Raw genomic sequence first — 16,875 nt, forward strand, 5'->3', positions numbered from 1 at the left:
CAGTTTAACCGGCAAGGGGAACAACGAGCGCAGGGGCACGGAAGGTTCCCGACGGCTGGCATAATTCAGCGCATGATGATCGCAGTCGCCGTTAACCCCGCGGCCTCCTTCGGCCGCGGGGTTAACGCCGGCAACGAGGCGGCCGCGTGCTTCCGGTCGGCCGGGGCCGACGTCGTGGTCCTCTCCGGGGACAGCTACCAAGAACTCGCACGGATGGTAGACGGGGCACTGGCCGCAGGGGTGGACGCCCTGGTGATGGTTGGCGGCGACGGAATGGTCCACCTCGGCATCAATGCGCTCGCAGGATCGGACCTGCCCTTTGGTACTGTCCCGCTGGGGATCGTCCCGACCGGCACCGGGAATGACATGGCCCGGACCCTCGGCCTGCCGGCACACAACATCCCCGGCGCCTGCGAGCGGGTGCTCGCGGCCCTGGCCGCCGGCGGGCGGCTGATTGACGCCGGACGCGTTTGGTCCGACGGCAAGTCCAGCTGGTTTGCCGGGGTGTTGTCCGCGGGCTTCGATGCTGCCGTCAACGAACGGGCCAATGCCTGGCGTTGGCCGCGGGGCAAGGCCCGCTATAACCTTGCCATGCTCCGCGAACTGGCCTCCTTCCGCCCGATCAACTACACAGTGACGGCCGACGGCGCTCGTTGGCGGCAGTCGGCGATGCTGATTTCGGTCGCCAACGGCCAGTCGATTGGCGGCGGCATGAAGGTCACGCCCGACGCCGTGCTCGACGACGGCTTGCTGGACCTCTTTATCGTCGGCCCGCTGTCCAGGGCCGGCCTGCTCAGGGTATTTCCGAAGGTTTTCTCCGGTGGCCATCTCGGGCATCCGGCCGTGCACATCCGCCGGGTCCGCTCGGTGGAGCTGTCAGCGGACGGCGTGGTGGCCTACGCGGACGGCGAGCGGATCGGGCCGCTGCCGCTCACCATCGAGGTGGTTCCTGGAGCCATCCGGGTCCTCGCCTAGGCTGTAGGCGGCAAGCTGCGGGCCCGTGAATGCGGTGCGGCGCGGGAACGGCGGAACGCCACGGAGCGGCGCTTGGCAAATGTTCCGGCGGCACCCGGCGCCGCCTCCGGTCCGGGAGCCCAGTGCGAGAGTCTAGAATCATGCGGAGGCCCAGCAGGAAGCGAACGGGCACAGCGACACGGAGGCGAGGCATGGGCAGTAAGGGCGAAACGGGGCCCTTGCCGGCGGCGGGCGGGAACCTCGATCTCCGTCGCGCGCACCGGGGACGGCGGGGGAGTCTCGCGTTCCTGGCGCTCGCAGTCACGGCCGCCCTGGCGGGCTGCAGCGTCGGTGTGCCCGATCCCGCCGCTGCCAAGCCGACGCCGCTTGCCCCCACGGTTGACGCCCCCACCGTAACCCCCGGCCACGACTCCGCCGCGGTTGCGGCGAAGGACATGCCCTTCGCCGCCGGGGAGAGCCTCGCTGCCGGCGTGCCGGTCCGGCTCTCCGACGCGCTTGGCGAAGCCCCCGGCTGGAAGCCCGGCAAACAGGAGGTGGCCGGCGGCAGCGAATACCTTAAGGCGGACGGCTGCCTGGTCTCGGCCAAGACCCGGGTGAACCAGGGCGCACTGGCCGTTGCCGGGAGTGACAAGGCCTCCACCGAAGCGCTCTTCAGGTATCTGGATCCGAGTATCCTGCCGTCCTATCTCACGACAGACACCCTGCGATGGGGCGCAGACCCGGATAAGCCCGCCCCCGGTGTTGAGATGCTCGTGCTGGAAAGCGGGGCCAAGGCCGGAGCCCGGGCAAGCGCCGTCTACGCCAGACTGTTCAGCAAGGCCGGCAACTCCGTCTATATCTCCGTCTCCTGCCCGGACGCCGGCACCCTCACGGCCGCACGCGCCAACGTCGCGGAATACCTGGGTGTGATTCCACCGTCTGACTAATCCGCCCGCGCACCTCACGGGTGGCCGTCGTCGGTCCGTCCGGTGTCTGGCCAGGTTCTGCTGGTTTTCCTCGGCGATTGCCTGTCTGGTGCGAGCGAGCTGATCAGCAGGCCGAACGGGCGCCAGTTACCTGGTCCAGTAGGGCAGCAGAAGTGAAACCAGTTAAGCAATGAATCTTGTTTTTAGAGATAGCATAAATCCATGATCCGATCCCCGTGGACCCGCAGGCTTGCTGCGGTGGCCTCCCTGGGTGACGAGACACGCCGGAGATTGTTTGATTTTGTGGCCTCTGCAGGGCATGCGGCCAGCCGGGACGAGGCAGCCGCGGCCCTTGGCCTGCCGCGGAGCACGGCCTCCTTCCAACTGGACCGGCTGGTGCAGGAAGGCGTGCTGGCGGTGGAGTTCCAGAAGCTCGGGGGCAGGGGAGGCCCCGGTTCGGGCCGGCCGGCCAAGCTGTACCGGGCCGCAGTCCAGGAAGTGGCAGCTTCGGTGCCGGACCGCAACTACGACCTCGCCGCGGAGCTGTTGGTCTCCGCCATCGAGGAATCGGCGACCGACGGCGGCTCCGCCCGGGAGGCGCTGGTTCGGGCGGCCTACGCGCGCGGGCAGGCATCAGCCCGGGCGGAGACCGGCATGGCCGGCTTCGCGGAGTTCCTCACGGCCGAGGGATATCTCCCCACGAGCGACGGCGAGGGGGGCTTTGTGCTGTTGAACTGCCCCTTCCACCGGATCGCCGACGGCCACAGCGCGGTGGTCTGCGCCATGAACGGTGCGTTCCTGGCCGGCGCCGCGGCGGGCTGCGGAATTGACCCGACCCAGGTTGGGGCACTGGATATTGCAGGTCTCAGGGCACGGGGCGCGGCACTGCCGGCGCAATGCTGCGCCCGGGTTGGGCCCCTCCCGGCAGGCTCCTGAACGGCCCTCACGGGCTCCTCGCGGACACTGCTTTCGGACACTCCGCCGGCTCTCCTCGGCCCCGGTCGACTGATTTATACTCCCGGGCAGCGGGTCACGCCAGCTTAAGCTTCGCGGACCCCTGGCTGCCGGTCAGCAGCACACCGGCGATCACCAGCAGGCCACCGAGGACTTGCACGAGTGTGAGCGGAGTCCCGAGGAGCACTGTGATGATGGCAGTGAAGACCACTATCAGGTTGAGGTAGTTCCCGGCGGCGCCCGGCGGGGTGTCCTTTAATGCCAGGTTCCAGAACAGGTAAGAGCCGAGGGACGGGAAGACCGTGATGTAGGCCAGTGACCAGCCCTCGGCCGGGGTGTCCGGGAACTGCACTCCCAGGGCGAGGGCGAACGGCGACAGCGTCACGGCCGCGATGACCACCTGAACGGCGGTGGCAGCTACCGGCGGAACCCCGAGCCGGCGGGCGATAATCGTGTATAAACCCCAGACCACTATCGCGCCGATCATCAGTAGTTCGCCGGTGTTGATGGAGAGGCTGAGGATCCGTCCCGGCTCGCCCCTGGTCAGCACCAGCAGCACGCCGAGCAGGCCGAGGCAGATGCCGAGCCAGCCCAGGCGTGTGGTCCGCTCGCCCAGCAACACGATGGCCAGCACCACGATCAGGGCCGGGTTGGCCGCCGTGATCAGGGAAGCGTTCATCGCCGAGGTATACCCGAGTGCACCGTAGAGCAGCAGCGTGTACCCGCTCATGCCCAGCACACTCAGGAGCAGGAGCGCCGGCCAGCGGCGCAACACGGCGGGCCAGTCCGGCTTTTCGATGATCTGGGCCAGGACCAGCAACGGCACCGCGGCAAGGGTCCAGCGCCAGAAAGTCAGCTCCAGCGGGGTCATCGAGGCGACGGCTGCCTGGCCGACGACGAAATTTCCGGACCAGAACAAGGTGGCCAGGACAAGGTACAGGGACGCTTTCACCGCTTGAATGTACACCAGGCCGGACCGGCACCCGCGGGTAGAATTGACCTGTGCCCGTATACCTGGATCATGCCGCAACTACCACCCTCGCCCCGGAAGCCCTGGCCGCGCTGACGCGCGAACTGTCCCGGACAGGCAACCCGTCCTCGCTGCACGGATCCGGCCGGCGCGCGCGCCGCGCCGTGGAGGACGCCCGCGAGATGCTGGCCGCCGCAGCCGGCGCACACCCCTCGGAAGTCATCTTCACCTCCGGCGGTACCGAAGCGGACAACCTCGCGGTCAAGGGCCTGTACTGGTCCCGGCGCGCCGCAGACCCTGCCCGTACGCGTATCCTGTGCTCCGCCGTCGAGCACCATGCCGTGCTGGACACCGTCGAGTGGCTTGAACGGCACGAGGGTGCCGAGGTCTGCTGGCTGCCGGTCGATGCCGACGGCGTCGTGGATCTTACGGTGCTGGCCGCAGAACTGTCCCGCGATCCGGCGTCGATCGCCCTGGTCACCGTGATGTGGGCCAACAACGAAGTGGGAAGCGTCCAGCCGGTCGCCGACATTGTCCGGCTGGCGCACACTGCCGGTGTGCCGGTGCATTCCGACGCCGTACAGGCCTTCGGGTCCGTCCCCGTGGACTTCCGCGGCACCGGACTGGACGCAATGTCCATCTCCGGACACAAGATCGGCGGCCCGGTTGGCGTCGGTGCCCTGCTTCTGGGCCGCGCAGTAACGCTCATTCCCGTGCAGCACGGCGGGGGACAGGAGCGTGATGTCCGCTCCGGGACCCTTGACACGGCATCCATCGCCGCGTTCGCCGCTGCAGCCGAATCAGTTACCGCCAACCTCGCGGCGGAGGCCGGGCGCATCGCAGCGCTCCGGGACCGGCTGATCGACGGCGTGCTGGCAGCGGTGCCGGAGGCCCGGCTTCGGGGTGCCGCCGGGGCCGGGAGACTGCCGGGCAATGCGCACTTCACCTTCCCCGGCTGCGAAGGCGATTCGCTGCTTTTCCTGCTGGATCTGGCGGGGGTTGAATCGTCCACGGGCTCGGCGTGCACGGCAGGCGTGCCCCGGCCGTCACACGTACTGCTGGCCATGGGACTGGACGAGGACACGGCCCGGGGTGCCCAGCGGTTCAGCCTGGGGCACTCCTCGACCGGAAACGACGTCGACGCCCTGTTGGCGGCCTTGCCCGGTGCCTACACACGCGCCCGCCAGGCCGGAATGGCCGGACATGAATCCACGATCCAGACCGCCGGCACCCTGGCGCGCCAGGCCGCCGGAGATGCTGCCCGTCAGGCCGACGGCGGGAGCTGATCCAGCGGGACGGCGGGATCGGCCAGGACCCCGGGCGGCAGGGCTGACCTTGAGGCGATGAGCGCCTTGATAATCTTCTGCGGTTTGTCAGAGCGCGGCCAGTTCACGCTCATTCCCGCGACTACCGTTCCGCCGTGCTGCCAGAAGGCCAGGAATTTGCCCGCCGCCAGGGAGCCACGGATTATAGGTGGCCCCGAGCTGAGCGCCGGGAAGCCGGAGTACTCCATGCTGACGTTGAACTGGTCGGTGTAGAAGTACGGGATTGTGTCCAGGACGGCGGCCTGGCCCAGCATGGACATGGCCGCGACCTTGCCGCCGTTGAGGGCATTGGACCAGTGCTCGCTGCGCTGATGTTCCCCGGTGAAGGGGTGCAGGGCATTGGCGACGTCGCCGGCCGCGAAGATCCCGGCGACCGAGGTCCGCAGCGAGGCATCCGTGAGGATACCGTTCCGCACTGCGATGCCGGCCGCTTCGGCGAGTGAGACCTCGGGGGCCACGCCCACGGCCATAACCACCACGTCCGCCGGCAGGACCTCGCCAGAGTCGGTCACCACAGCCGTGACACGGCCCGCGTGGCCGGATACCGCTGCGGCCGAGGCGGGGAGCCTGAATCGGATGCCGTTGGCTTCGTGCAGCGAGCGGAAGAAGCCCCCCAGTTCCGGCCCGATCGCGGCGCCCAGCGGCACTTCCTCCAGGCCCAGCAGCGTGACGGTATTTCCATAGGCGCACGCGGCAGCGGCTAGCTCCATGCCGATCCAGCCTGAGCCGATCATCACCACGTTGAGGCCGCCGGCGGACAGGCGGCTGCGCAGCCGGCGGCTGTCCCCTACTGTCCTGAAAGTATGGACCCCGTCGAGCCCGCTGCCGGGCAGGGGCAGTGTTCGGGGTCGTGCGCCGGTGGCAAGCAGCAGCGAGCCGTACTCCAGCCGGGCGCCGTCCCGGAGGATTACGGCACGGGCTTCCGGGTCGATTTGTGCGGCCGGCGTCCCCAGCCGCAGGTCGACGCCGTTCTCCCGGTACCAGGCTTCGGGCAGCACCGGCAGGGTGTCCTCGCCGGCCGTGCCCAGTAGGTATTCCTTGGACAGCGGTGGGCGCAGGTAAGGGTGGTGGCTCTCTTCTGCGAACAGGATGAGCCGTCCGGTGAAACCTTCCGCCCGCAATGTCTTGGCGGCCGTGGCGCCGGCCAGGCCGCCGCCCACGATGACGATGTCCGCAACAGCCATGTCCGCCCGCTTCCCGTGTGTGCAAACCTTCTAAAACCGGTAAGTCAAATTTTAGAAGTGGTGCGGGGAGCAGTCAAGTGATTTTGGGGGAGGAATCGGCGTGGCGATAGAATGGGGCGGCAGGCATTGTGTTATTCCTGCGCACCCCGGACCCTAAAGAAAGCCAGTATGCGAGTTCTAGCAGCCATGAGCGGCGGCGTCGATTCCGCCGTTGCCGCAGCCCGCGCCGTCGAGGCGGGCCACGACGTCGTCGGCGTCCACCTGGCCTTGTCCCGAATGCCGGGGACCTTGCGCACCGGCAGCCGCGGCTGCTGCACCATCGAGGACTCCCGGGATGCCTGGCGTGCCTGCGACGTGCTCGGTATCCCGTACTACGTTTGGGATTTCTCGGAGCGCTTCAAGGAAGACGTGGTCCAAGACTTCATCGACGAATACGCCGCGGGCCGCACTCCCAACCCCTGCATGCGCTGCAACGAACGGATCAAGTTCGCCGCGCTGCTGGAGAAGGCGATCGCCCTGGGTTTCGACGCAGTCTGCACCGGCCACTACGCCAAGGTGATCAACGACGCCGAAGGCAACCCCGAGCTGCACCGGGCCGCGGACTGGGCCAAGGACCAGAGTTACGTCCTCGGCGTCCTCACGCATGAGCAGCTCAAACACTCCATGTTCCCGCTCGCTGATACTCCGTCCAAGGCCGAAGTCCGCGCCGAGGCCGAGCGCCGCGGACTCTCCGTCGCCAACAAGCCCGATAGCCACGACATCTGCTTCATCCCCGACGGCGACACTGCCGGCTGGCTGGCCGAAAAGATCGAGATGACCACCGGCGACATCGTGGACGAGTCCGGCGCGAAGGTCGGCGAGCACCCGGGTGCCAACGCCTTCACCGTCGGCCAGCGTCGTGGCCTGAAGCTGGGTACGCCCGCCGCTGATGGCAAGCCACGCTTTGTACTTGAAATCCGGCCGAAGGAAAACAGGGTGGTGGTGGGCCCAGAGGCGCTGCTGGCCATCGACGAGATCCGAGGCATTAAGGTCTCCTGGGCAGGGCTGCCAATCGCCGAGGTCCACACCGGTGAAGAATTCGACTGCCACGCCCAGGTCCGCGCGCACGGCGACCCCGTACCCGCGACGGCGCGGGTGGAGCACCCCGACGCCGGCGACGGCCGCACGGGCGCTACGGGTAACCTCGTTGTGACCTTAACGGAACCCCTGCGGGGTGTGGCTCCGGGCCAGACCGTGGTGCTCTATCAGGGCAGCCGGGTACTGGGGCAGGCCACTATCGATGCAGCCCGATCGCTGCAGCGGGCTGCTCTCTAAGCGGGCTGCTCTCCAAACGGGCTGCTCTCCAAACGGGCTGGCGGCAGGCTGGACCCTGTTGCCGCCGGAAGGCCGCACACCTTGGGTGTGCGGCCTTTTTGCGAGCTGACCGCTGTGGCGGTTTGCGCCACTGCGGCACCTCGGGCGCTATCGGACGCTGCCGGTTTTCAGCCGGGATTCCTGCAGATAACGTCGAGTTCTTTGCATTCGTGTAAATTTTGTGTCTCATCTCACAGAATGCAACGATTCACCTGTTGATCTTCTGGTTGAATCAAGGCATCAGGACAGGGTGCTGACCCCGGGGCCACCATTAACCTTGGCCGGCACACTAGTACTCATCGAACAGAAAGTTCACAGATGGCAATGAACAAAAAGGCCCTGCAAAGCGCCATCGCGCTCGCCGGGGTATCCGCCTTCGCACTGACTGCCTGCACCGGCCCCTCCGGCGGCGGCGGGACCTCGACCGGCAGCGCGGCCGGCACAGGCACTATTACGTACGGCACCACCGATAAGGTAGTCACTCTCGACCCGGCCGGGTCCTACGACGCCGGCTCCTTTATGGTGATGAACCAGATCTACCCGTTCCTGCTCAACTCGAAACCGGGCACTGCAGACTCCACTCCCGACATTGCCGAGTCGGCTTCCTTCACGAGCCCCACGGAGTACACCGTCAAGCTCAAGCCCGGCCTCAAGTTCGCCAACGGGCACGCACTGACGTCCTCCGACGTGAAGTTCTCGATCGACCGCGTCGTCAAGATCGCCGACGACAACGGTCCCGCGTCACTTCTCGGGAACCTCGATTCGGTCGCAGTCAAGGACGACTCCACGGTGGTCTTCACGCTCAAGGCCGGCAACGACCAGGTCTTCCCGGGCGTCCTGGCAGCCAACGCGGGTCCGATCATCGACGAAGAGGTCTTCCCGGCTGACAAGCTGCTGACCGACGACGAAATCGTCAAGGGCCGCCCGTTCGCCGGTCCCTACACAATCGAGAGCTACAAGAAGAACGAGCTCGTGGGCCTGAAGGTCAACCCGGACTACCAGGGCCTGCTCGGAAAGCCCGCCAACGGCGGCGCGACCATCAAGTACTACGCTGATTCCAACAACCTCAAGCTGGATGTCCAGCAGGGCAACATCGACGTAGCCGGCCGCAGCCTGACAGCCACCGATGCCGCGGACCTTGAGAAGGATTCCAAGGTCAAGGTCTACAAGGGCCCGGGCGGCGAGTTGCGCTACATCGTGTTCAACTTCGACACCATGCCGTTTGGTGCCAAGGCAGCCGACGCCGATCCCGCGAAGGCGCTTGCCGTGCGGCAGGCGATGGCTAACGTCGTCGACCGCGACGCGATCGCCAGCCAGGTCTACAAGGGCACGTATCTGCCGGCGTACTCCGTCGTTCCTGACGGTTTCGTCGGAGCCATCCAGCCGCTCAAGGAAATGTACGGCGACGGCAGCGGCAAGCCCAGCCTCGACAAGGCCAAAAAGGCCTTCGCCGATGCGGGCGTCACGGCACCGGTTACCATCAAGCTCCAGTACAACCCGGACCACTATGGCAAGTCCTCGGGCGATGAGTACGCCATGATCAAGGAGCAGCTGGAGAAGTCGGGCCTGTTCAAGGTTGACCTGCAGTCCACCGAGTGGGTCACCTACTCGAAGGACCGTACCTCCGATGCCTACCCGGTTTACCAGCTCGGCTGGTTCCCGGATTACTCCGACGCGGACAATTACCTCACTCCGTTCTTCGTCCCCGGCAACTTCCTGAAGAACCACTACGAAAACCCGGCTGTCACGGACCTGATCAGCAAGCAGCTGACCACCGTCGACAAGACCGAGCGCGAAAAGGTGCTTGGCGAGGCCCAGACGGCCGTCGCAAAGGACCTGTCCACGCTGCCGTTGCTGCAGGGTGCCCAGCTGATGGTCGCCGGCAAGGACGTTAAGGGTGTTGAGAAGACCCTGGATGCTTCCTTCAAGACCCGTCTTGGTGTCATTTCCAAGTAAGTCCCATCCCATCCGGTTCTGACCAGCCAACGAGGCGGGGCGCCCACACGGCGTCCCGCCTTTGGTGCTGTTACAAGGACAACAGATTCCGGAGCCCGCGTGGCTCCCGGAACACACACTGAGGTACCAATGACAACACTTATCGAGGCGCCGCCGACCGACGGCGAAGGCCTCCTGCCGACAAAGAAGAAATCGACCGGTGGGGGACTGGGCCGATACATCCTGATCAGGTTCTTCCTGATCTTCCCGACGATCCTCATCCTTGTCACCATGGTGTTCTTCCTGATGCGCACCACCGGCGACCCTATTACCGCTGCCCTGGGCGGCCGGCTCCCGCCGGAACAGCTCCAGGAACGGATCACAGCGGCCGGGTACGACCGGCCCATCTTTGTGCAGTACTTCGAGTACCTGGCGCAGCTCATCACCGGCAACTTCGGCACCACCCTCTCGGATAACCGCCCGGTCTCGGAGATGCTTGCCACCTATGGCTCGGCCACCCTGGAACTGACAATTAACGCCCTTCTGGTGGCCCTGGCCGTCGGTATTCCGCTGGGCCTGGTCGCGGCGCACCGCCGCGACAAAGGCCCCGACGCGGCGCTGCGGGTCTTTGCGATCCTTTGTTATGCCACGCCGGTCTTCTTCTCCGGGCTTCTCTTCAAACTGACATTCGCCGTCTGGCTGGGCTGGCTCCCGGTAGCCGGGCGCGCGAAGCCCGGCACCGAGCTCGCCCTGACCGCGCTCGAGGCGCCGACGGGCATCTATTGGCTGGACGCCATCCGCAGCGGCAATACCGCAGCATTGGCCGACGTTATGGCCCACGCCGTCCTGCCTGCACTAGCCTTGGGCCTGCTGACCGCCGGCATCTTCCTGCGGCTGGTCAGGACCAATGTCATCGGCACCCTCGGCAAGGACTACGTCGAGGCCGGCCGTTCCCGCGGGGTGAGCGAATTCCGGCTGGTCACCAAACACGCCTACAAACCTGCACTGATCCCCATTATCACCGTGATGGGACTGCAGATCGCCGTGCTGCTGGGCGGCGCGGTGCTGACCGAGACCACGTTCGAATGGAAGGGCCTGGGCTTCCAGCTCGCGACCTACCTGACGGCCCGCGACTTCGTAGCAGTCCAAGGCATCGTGGTCCTCCTCGCAGTGATCGTGGCTGTGACCAACTTCTTCGTGGACATTGTCGCCGCGCTGATCGACCCCCGCGTGAGGTACTGATATGAGCACCACTGCCGTTACTGAACCTGCCAAAGATCCCCGGGGACCCTGGGTCCGGCGACTGCCGGTCATATCCCACTTCAACAAAAGCGTTGGCCTGCAGCGCGGAATGCTGGTGGCAGGGCTTGTACTCACAGCAGTCTTCCTGCTGACCGCGATTTTTGCGCCGCTGGTCGCGCCCTTTGGTTTCTCCCAGATTTCCGACGCCGACGGCGGCTTCCCGGCCCAGCAAGCGCCGGGCGGGAAGCACCTGATGGGAACAACCGTCGGCGGTTACGATGTTTTCTCCCGGGTGGTCTGGGGAGCCCAAACGGCCGTTCTGGTCATCATTGTGGCGGTGATCATGTCGATTTTCATCGGTGTGATCCTGGGCCTGGTCAGCGGCTACATCGGCGGCTGGCTGGACCGGACGCTCGTGGTGATCGCCGATGCGGTCTACGCCTTCCCGCCGCTGCTGGTGGCCATCGTGATGGCGATCGCCATCAGCGGCGGCAGGTCCAGCCTCTGGGGCGGTATCCTCGCTGCGGCGATTTCCATCACGGTCGTTTTTATTCCGCAGTACTTCCGTGTGATCCGGGCCGAAACCATCCGGCTCAAGGCGGAACCCTTTGTGGAGTCGGCCAAGGTGGTGGGTGCCTCAAACATCCGCATTATGCGCCTCCACGTGTTCAAGAACGCCACCCGCACGCTGCCCCTGATCTTTACCCTCAACGCCTCCGAAGCCATCCTGACCCTTGCAGGCCTGGGTTTTTTGGGCTTCGGCATTGAGCCGACGTCGGCCGCCGAGTGGGGCTTCGACCTGAACAAGGCGCTGGCGGACACCACGTCAGGTATCTGGTGGACAGGTGTCTTCCCCGGGCTCGCTATCGTCCTCACCGTCCTTGGACTGACTCTTGTCGGCGAGAGCATCAATGACCTTAACGACCCCCGCCTGCGGGGCCGCAGGAAGGCTGCCGCCGGCAAGGGCGGGCCGGATTCCAGCACCGGTGCCCCGGCTGCACTCGACGCAGAAGTGAGAAGTTCATGACTACCAACATCGACAAAAAGGGCACGGGCCCGGTCCTCGACATCGAGCACCTCAAGGTCACCTTCGCCACAGATGCCGGCGACGTTTACGCCGTCAAGGACGTCAGTCTCCAGGTCAACCCCGGCGAAGTCGTGGCGATCGTGGGCGAATCCGGCTCCGGCAAAACCGTGACGGCCAAGACCATCCTGGGCCTGCTGCCGGAGACCGCTATCAGCTCCGGCGCGGTGCTGATCAACGGCAACAACGTGCTCAGCGTCAGTCCCGCGAAGTTGCGGGAGATCCGTGGCCGCGACGTCGCCATGGTCTTCCAGGAACCGTCCACGGCGCTGAACCCCGTCTTCACTGTCGGCTGGCAGATTGCCGAAGGCATTCGCGCCCACGCCCGCCACGGGGGAACCGGGCGGGTCAACGCCAAGGAAGCCAAAAACCGCGCCGTTGACGCGCTCCGCAAGGTGGGCATTCCGGACCCCGAAACGCGGGTCAACTTCTATCCGCACCAGTTCTCCGGCGGGCAGAAGCAGCGTGTAGTCATCGCCGCGGCGCTGGCCCTGAACCCGGGCCTCATCGTGGCGGACGAGCCGACGACCGCGCTGGACGTTACGGTACAGGCGGAGATCCTCGAGCTCCTGCGGGACCTCCGGGACCAGTACGGAACCTCGATCGTGCTGATCACCCACAACATGGGGGTGGTGGCCGACCTCGCCGACCGCGTCGTTGTGATGTACCAGGGTGATGTCGTCGAAGAGGCGGCCGCACGCGTGCTGTTCGCCGAACCGAAGCAGGACTACACAAAGAAGCTCCTGGCCGCCGTCCCGCACCTGGGCCGGAACTCTGCTTCCGAAGGCATGACCCAGCGGGCACACCAGGGCGGCAAAGTGCTCGTCGAGGCCAGGAACCTGACCATCGAGTATCCCGGACGGCTGGGCAGCCCCGCTTTTAAGGCCGTGGACGGGGTGAATTTCACACTCTCCGAGGGTGAGGTCTTTGGCCTCGTGGGGGAGTCAGGCTCCGGGAAAACGACGATCGGGCGTGCGATCGCCGGCCTGAACCGGACCACCGGCGGCAGCCTGAAGGTGCTGGGTTACGAAATGCTCAACCTGAAGGAGCGCACCTTCAAGCCGCTGCGCAAGGAGATCGGGTTCGTTTTCCAGGACCCTGCGGCGTCTTTCAATCCGCAGTTGACGATCGGTGACTGCATCGCCGAACCCCTGATCATCCACTCCAATCCCGGCCCGGCGCAGGCCAGGCAACGGACCCGGGAGCTGCTCGAAGCCGTGCAGTTGCCGGCCGCCTATGCCGACAGGTTTCCGCATGAGCTCTCCGGCGGGCAGCGTCAGCGCGCGTCACTCGCGCGGGCACTGATCCTGAACCCGAAGCTGCTCATCGCCGACGAGCCGACGTCGGCGCTGGACGTGTCAGTCCAGGCCGTGGTGCTGGAGCTGTTCAAGGACATCCAGGCCGAATTCGGCTTTGCCGCCCTGTTCATCAGCCACGACCTCGCGGTGGTAGATATCCTCTCCCACTGGGTTGGTGTTCTGTACAAGGGCAAGATGGTGGAACAGGGGCTCGGTAACCAGGTGATGGGGCATCCGCAGCACGAGTACACCAAAAAGCTCATTGCTTCGCTGCCGGTTCCGGATCCGGACGAGCAGGCCAGGCGCCGGGAGGAATTCCGCGCCGTGCTGCACGGCTAAGCCGATTCCTCGGCACACCAGGGGACATGCCCGCCGTTCTGAATGAACGGCGGGCATGTCCCTGGTGTGGTGGTGGAAAACAGTGCTGTGGTGGAAAACAGTGCGGTGGCGGAAAACGCAGGTTACGGCCCGCGGCGCCGTAGGAACCGTCCGAGCTTAACAGCCGAAGTGATTCGGGCGGTGGCCCTAGAATGGGTCAATGACCGAGCAGAACCAGACACCTCCCGACGCCGAATCCTATGACCCGGGAGCCAGCTCGCTGGCCGGTCAGGTGGATCCGGCGGTGATGGCTGAGCTGTTGTCGATCCGTTCCAGCATCGATAATATCGATGCCACGCTCGTTTACCTTCTCGCTGAGCGCTTCAAAGCCACCCAGAAGGTCGGATTCCTGAAGGCCACCCACAAGCTTCCCGCCGGGGATCCTGGCCGGGAGACCGCTCAGATCTCGCGACTGCGCCGCCTCGCCGCGGAGGCCCACCTGGACCCGGCGTTTGCCGAAAAATTCCTCAACTTCATCATCGGCGAAGTCATCCGGCACCACGAGGCCATTGCCGAGGACCACCTGGCTTCCCTGGCCGCTGACAGCCTCGCCGCCGGCACCCAAGCCCCGCTCATGGGCCGATCCGTAGGCACTGCCGGCGCCTCCGAGACCGCCTAAGCGTGGCCGCTCCACTGGCCGCGGGGCCGCAACAGGTCACCGCCACCGCTCTGGGCGCCTGGCCCGGCGAGGACCCGGTCGAGTCCGCACGCATCATCCGCGGTGAGCTCGGCGGCCCGCACCTGCCGTTCCTGGCCGAGCTTCCGGACCGGGGTGTCGGTTCGGACGCGCTCGGGCGGACGGCTTCCCTGCTGGTGGACCTTTCCGTAGACGTCCAGCCCTACGGCTGGCGGATCGTGGACCGGCCCGGCAAGGACTTCAAACGGGCGCGCTCGGCGCTCTCAACCGACATTAACATTCTTGCCGACGTCATCGGCGCCGAGGACAGCCCGGCCACAGACCTCAAGGTTCAGCTGCGGGGACCGCTCAGCCTCGCCGCCGGACTGCACCTGCACAACGGGGAGCGTGCCCTGATTGACTACGGCGCCAGGCGGGACCTTGCCGCGTCCCTGGCAGCGGGTGCCGGCAGCTACCTCAGCCGGATAGCCGCCGCGGCTCCCGGAGCCCGGATCGTGGTGGAGATCGACGAACCGGAGATAGCGTCCGTCCTGGCCGGCACCATTCCCACCTCCAGCGGCTACCGGACGCTGCGCTCGGTAGCCGGCCAGGAGGCCACCGATTCCTGGGAGTTGCTCATCAACGCGCTGCGGGAGGCCGGCGCCGTCGAGGTCGTTGTCTGTGTCCCGGAAGTCGAGGCGCCCTTCGACCGGATCCTGGCTGCCGGAGCCGACGGGATCGCGGTGCCCCTCCGGGCGCTGACATCGCGCCAGTGGGAACAGCTCGCCGGCGCAGTGGAAGGCGGCAAACGGCTGTGGGCGGGAGCGCTGGATGTCTCCAATCCCGCCGCCGCGCTGCCCCGGGTCGCCGACGTCGTGGAAACGCTCTGGCGGCCGTGGCGCCAGCTGGGCCTGGCCGCCGCGACTCTCGGTGGTGTACGGGTCACGCCCTCAGACGGGCTGGCCAGGCATTCGCCGGCATCGGCGACGGCGGTCCTGACCCGGCTGGTGCAGGTGTCCGACGGCCTCAACCAGCTGGCGCTCGGCTAGCGCGGGCCCGATCCTCAGCTGCGGCTTTCCCACCGGTCAGGCCGGGCGCGGTCCGGCAAATACCCCGGCACTGACACTCCGCCGGGGTAAGGGTCCAGCCGATAGTCGAAGTGCCCGGCATAGACCAGGATCAGCCCGAGCTGCGGCTGGATCACCTTGACCTGGATCCGGTGCCTTCCGGCGGTGCCTTCCTCAGGCGCCCACCACTGTTCGGCGTAGGCCTTGGCGTCCAGCGCGGCCGGCAGGGGAATCCGCAGCGGCCCCAGAAAGAGCCGCGACGCCTCCGATACGCCGCGCAGCCTGCCACCGGCGGTGACACTGAGGTTGAGGTCCGTGACCAGCCGCCGGTACCGTCCGACGTAATCCAGCAGGCCGGACCGGCTGCCGGAGTCATCGAAGCTTGTGGTGTCGTGGAAGAGCCTGGTGGTGCCCGGGAAGAAGATCTCGCGCCGGGCCGTCAGGCTGGACCGGCCGAAAGGGTCCAGATGGGCGTGGTTTTCGATCCGGAACGGGATGCCTTCCCCGTACTCCGGGAAAAAGGCCTCCTCGCCGCCGGCGGGACGCAGCAGGGGGCGCAGCCAGCTTTGCCGGCAGCCGACCACCTCAAACACACCCTCGCCGACGCCGAAATGGCCTGAGCCGGGAGTGAGGGAAAAATACTCCTGCAGCTCCGGCTGCAGCCGGCCGAAGTCGGCGCCGAGGGCCAGTTGGTAGATCGGGGTGCTCACAAGTCCTCCTGGGATGCTTGGCTTGTTGACGTCTTCCTGTCCACAGCATGCGGGACGGCGGCGCATTTGTCACAGCGGGCCCCGCTTATGGCCCTCCGTGCGGTGCCCGGGCAGGCCGCCGCCATGCCCGGGCACCGCTGAATACGACAAAGCCATTGCAATAAGGGAATATATACATATGAAGGCACGCATTCTGATAGTGGACGATGACGAGGCGCTGGCCGAGATGATCGGTATTGTTCTGCGCAATGACGGGTTCGAACCCGTCTTCTGCGCCGACGGCGGGCAGGCGCTCGAAGTCTTCCGCTCGTCCAAGCCCGACCTTGTGCTGCTGGACCTTATGCTTCCGGGCATCGACGGCATTGAAGTCTGCCGGCAGATCCGTGCCGAATCCGATGTTCCAATCGTGATGCTTACTGCCAAGGCGGACACGTCCGATGTGGTCCGCGGTCTTGAGTCCGGTGCCGACGACTATGTCCCGAAGCCCTTCAAGCCGGCCGAGCTGGTCGCCCGGGTCCGGGCACGGCTCCGGCCCGGCGACCAGAAGGCGCCGGAGACGCTGCACATCGCCGACGTCACTATCGACGTCGCAGGCCACCTCGTGAGCCGCGGGGCCGAGCGCATCTCGCTGACACCGCTGGAATTTGACCTGCTGGTCGCGCTGGCGCGCAAACCCTGGCAGGTTTTCACCCGGGAACTGCTCCTGGAACAGGTCTGGGGCTACCGGCATGCTGCGGACACGCGTCTGGTCAACGTCCACGTCCAGCGGCTCAGGTCAAAAATTGAACGTGACCCGGAAGCCCCCGAAGTTGTATTGACGGTCCGTGGTGTCGGCTACAAAGCAGGTTCCTGAGCCACCGGAGGGCCTCGCCGGAGCAG

At 66.3% G+C, this 16,875-nt stretch carries 15 protein-coding genes; 12 read left to right on the plus strand and 3 right to left on the minus strand.

Features of this window, described 5'->3' with window-relative positions; all coding sequences use genetic code 11:
• The first annotated feature begins 72 nt into the window (after positions 1-72).
• From QMG72_RS00120 to QMG72_RS00130, 3 genes are all read left to right on the plus strand, one after another.
• Positions 73-975: a diacylglycerol/lipid kinase family protein gene (locus QMG72_RS00120; protein ID WP_282359621.1), complete on the plus strand. Its 903-nt coding sequence runs from the start codon at positions 73-75 to the stop codon at positions 973-975.
• 191 nt (positions 976-1,166) lie between these two features.
• Complete coding sequence (locus QMG72_RS00125) at positions 1,167-1,901, plus strand: hypothetical protein (RefSeq protein WP_282359620.1); 735 nt, start codon at positions 1,167-1,169, stop codon at positions 1,899-1,901.
• 201 nt (positions 1,902-2,102) lie between these two features.
• Positions 2,103-2,816: a helix-turn-helix domain-containing protein gene (locus tag QMG72_RS00130; protein ID WP_282359619.1), complete on the plus strand. Its 714-nt coding sequence runs from the start codon at positions 2,103-2,105 to the stop codon at positions 2,814-2,816.
• 94 nt (positions 2,817-2,910) lie between these two features.
• On the opposite strand, the gene QMG72_RS00135 is transcribed toward QMG72_RS00130, so the two are convergent.
• Complete coding sequence (locus QMG72_RS00135) at positions 2,911-3,786, minus strand: DMT family transporter (RefSeq protein ID WP_283479246.1); 876 nt, start codon at positions 3,784-3,786, stop codon at positions 2,911-2,913.
• 50 nt (positions 3,787-3,836) lie between these two features.
• On the opposite strand from QMG72_RS00135, the gene QMG72_RS00140 reads away from it, so the two are divergent.
• The gene (locus QMG72_RS00140; RefSeq protein ID WP_283479248.1) at positions 3,837-5,090 is read left to right on the plus strand and encodes a cysteine desulfurase family protein; all 1,254 of its coding nucleotides are present in this window, start codon (positions 3,837-3,839) and stop codon (positions 5,088-5,090) included.
• On the opposite strand, the gene QMG72_RS00145 is transcribed toward QMG72_RS00140, so the two are convergent.
• The gene (locus QMG72_RS00145) at positions 5,069-6,313 is read right to left on the minus strand and encodes an NAD(P)/FAD-dependent oxidoreductase (protein WP_283479249.1); all 1,245 of its coding nucleotides are present in this window, start codon (positions 6,311-6,313) and stop codon (positions 5,069-5,071) included. The genes QMG72_RS00140 and QMG72_RS00145 overlap by 22 nt on opposite strands.
• A gap of 168 nt (positions 6,314-6,481) precedes the next feature.
• Between QMG72_RS00145 and mnmA the strand changes: the two genes are divergently transcribed.
• From mnmA to QMG72_RS00180, 7 genes are all read left to right on the plus strand, one after another.
• Positions 6,482-7,627, plus strand: a complete 1,146-nt coding sequence (gene mnmA, locus QMG72_RS00150) for a tRNA 2-thiouridine(34) synthase MnmA (protein WP_282359615.1) — start codon at positions 6,482-6,484, stop codon at positions 7,625-7,627.
• Positions 7,628-7,984: 357 nt separating this feature from the next.
• Positions 7,985-9,622, plus strand: coding sequence for an ABC transporter substrate-binding protein (locus QMG72_RS00155; protein ID WP_283479250.1), 1,638 nt, complete (start codon positions 7,985-7,987; stop codon positions 9,620-9,622).
• Between the two features lie 129 nt (positions 9,623-9,751).
• Complete coding sequence (locus QMG72_RS00160; protein ID WP_283479252.1) at positions 9,752-10,843, plus strand: ABC transporter permease; 1,092 nt, start codon at positions 9,752-9,754, stop codon at positions 10,841-10,843.
• A 1-nt stretch (position 10,844) separates the two neighbouring features.
• Positions 10,845-11,870, plus strand: coding sequence for an ABC transporter permease (locus QMG72_RS00165; RefSeq protein WP_282359613.1), 1,026 nt, complete (start codon positions 10,845-10,847; stop codon positions 11,868-11,870).
• Positions 11,867-13,564, plus strand: a complete 1,698-nt coding sequence (locus QMG72_RS00170) for an ABC transporter ATP-binding protein (RefSeq protein ID WP_283479253.1) — start codon at positions 11,867-11,869, stop codon at positions 13,562-13,564. Before QMG72_RS00165 ends, QMG72_RS00170 begins: the two co-directional genes overlap by 4 nt.
• Positions 13,565-13,763: 199 nt before the next feature.
• A complete protein-coding gene (locus QMG72_RS00175; protein WP_282359611.1) occupies positions 13,764-14,222 on the plus strand; it encodes a chorismate mutase in 459 nt (152 codons plus the stop codon).
• 2 nt (positions 14,223-14,224) lie between these two features.
• Positions 14,225-15,268, plus strand: a complete 1,044-nt coding sequence (locus QMG72_RS00180) for a uroporphyrinogen decarboxylase/cobalamine-independent methonine synthase family protein (protein ID WP_226775761.1) — start codon at positions 14,225-14,227, stop codon at positions 15,266-15,268.
• Positions 15,269-15,282: 14 nt separating this feature from the next.
• On the opposite strand, the gene QMG72_RS00185 is transcribed toward QMG72_RS00180, so the two are convergent.
• Positions 15,283-15,996 (minus strand): DUF4166 domain-containing protein, encoded by a 714-nt coding sequence (locus tag QMG72_RS00185; protein ID WP_282359610.1) that lies wholly within the window; start codon positions 15,994-15,996, stop codon positions 15,283-15,285.
• Between the two features lie 178 nt (positions 15,997-16,174).
• Here QMG72_RS00185 and mtrA point away from each other — a divergent pair, with 178 nt between their 5' ends.
• Positions 16,175-16,849 carry an MtrAB system response regulator MtrA gene (gene mtrA, locus QMG72_RS00190; protein WP_226775763.1) on the plus strand — a complete coding sequence of 225 codons (675 nt, stop codon included), beginning with the start codon at positions 16,175-16,177 and terminating at the stop codon, positions 16,847-16,849.
• Positions 16,850-16,875 lie beyond the last annotated feature (26 nt).

The sequence above is a fragment of the Pseudarthrobacter sp. PH31-O2 genome (assembly GCF_030063265.1).
Lineage (GTDB): Bacteria > Actinomycetota > Actinomycetes > Actinomycetales > Micrococcaceae > Arthrobacter.

Coding starts and splice junctions, on each gene's coding strand:
- QMG72_RS00160 (WP_283479252.1), top strand. CDS start 9,752: ATGACAACACTTATCGAGGCGCCGCCGACCGACGGCGAAGGCCTCCTG.
- QMG72_RS00175 (WP_282359611.1), top strand. CDS start 13,764: ATGACCGAGCAGAACCAGACACCTCCCGACGCCGAATCCTATGACCCG.
- QMG72_RS00130 (WP_282359619.1), top strand. CDS start 2,103: ATGATCCGATCCCCGTGGACCCGCAGGCTTGCTGCGGTGGCCTCCCTG.
- mtrA (WP_226775763.1), top strand. CDS start 16,175: ATGAAGGCACGCATTCTGATAGTGGACGATGACGAGGCGCTGGCCGAG.
- QMG72_RS00125 (WP_282359620.1), top strand. CDS start 1,167: ATGGGCAGTAAGGGCGAAACGGGGCCCTTGCCGGCGGCGGGCGGGAAC.
- QMG72_RS00165 (WP_282359613.1), top strand. CDS start 10,845: ATGAGCACCACTGCCGTTACTGAACCTGCCAAAGATCCCCGGGGACCC.
- QMG72_RS00170 (WP_283479253.1), top strand. CDS start 11,867: ATGACTACCAACATCGACAAAAAGGGCACGGGCCCGGTCCTCGACATC.
- QMG72_RS00120 (WP_282359621.1), top strand. CDS start 73: ATGATGATCGCAGTCGCCGTTAACCCCGCGGCCTCCTTCGGCCGCGGG.
- mnmA (WP_282359615.1), top strand. CDS start 6,482: ATGCGAGTTCTAGCAGCCATGAGCGGCGGCGTCGATTCCGCCGTTGCC.
- QMG72_RS00155 (WP_283479250.1), top strand. CDS start 7,985: ATGGCAATGAACAAAAAGGCCCTGCAAAGCGCCATCGCGCTCGCCGGG.
- QMG72_RS00145 (WP_283479249.1), bottom strand. CDS start 6,313: ATGGCTGTTGCGGACATCGTCATCGTGGGCGGCGGCCTGGCCGGCGCC.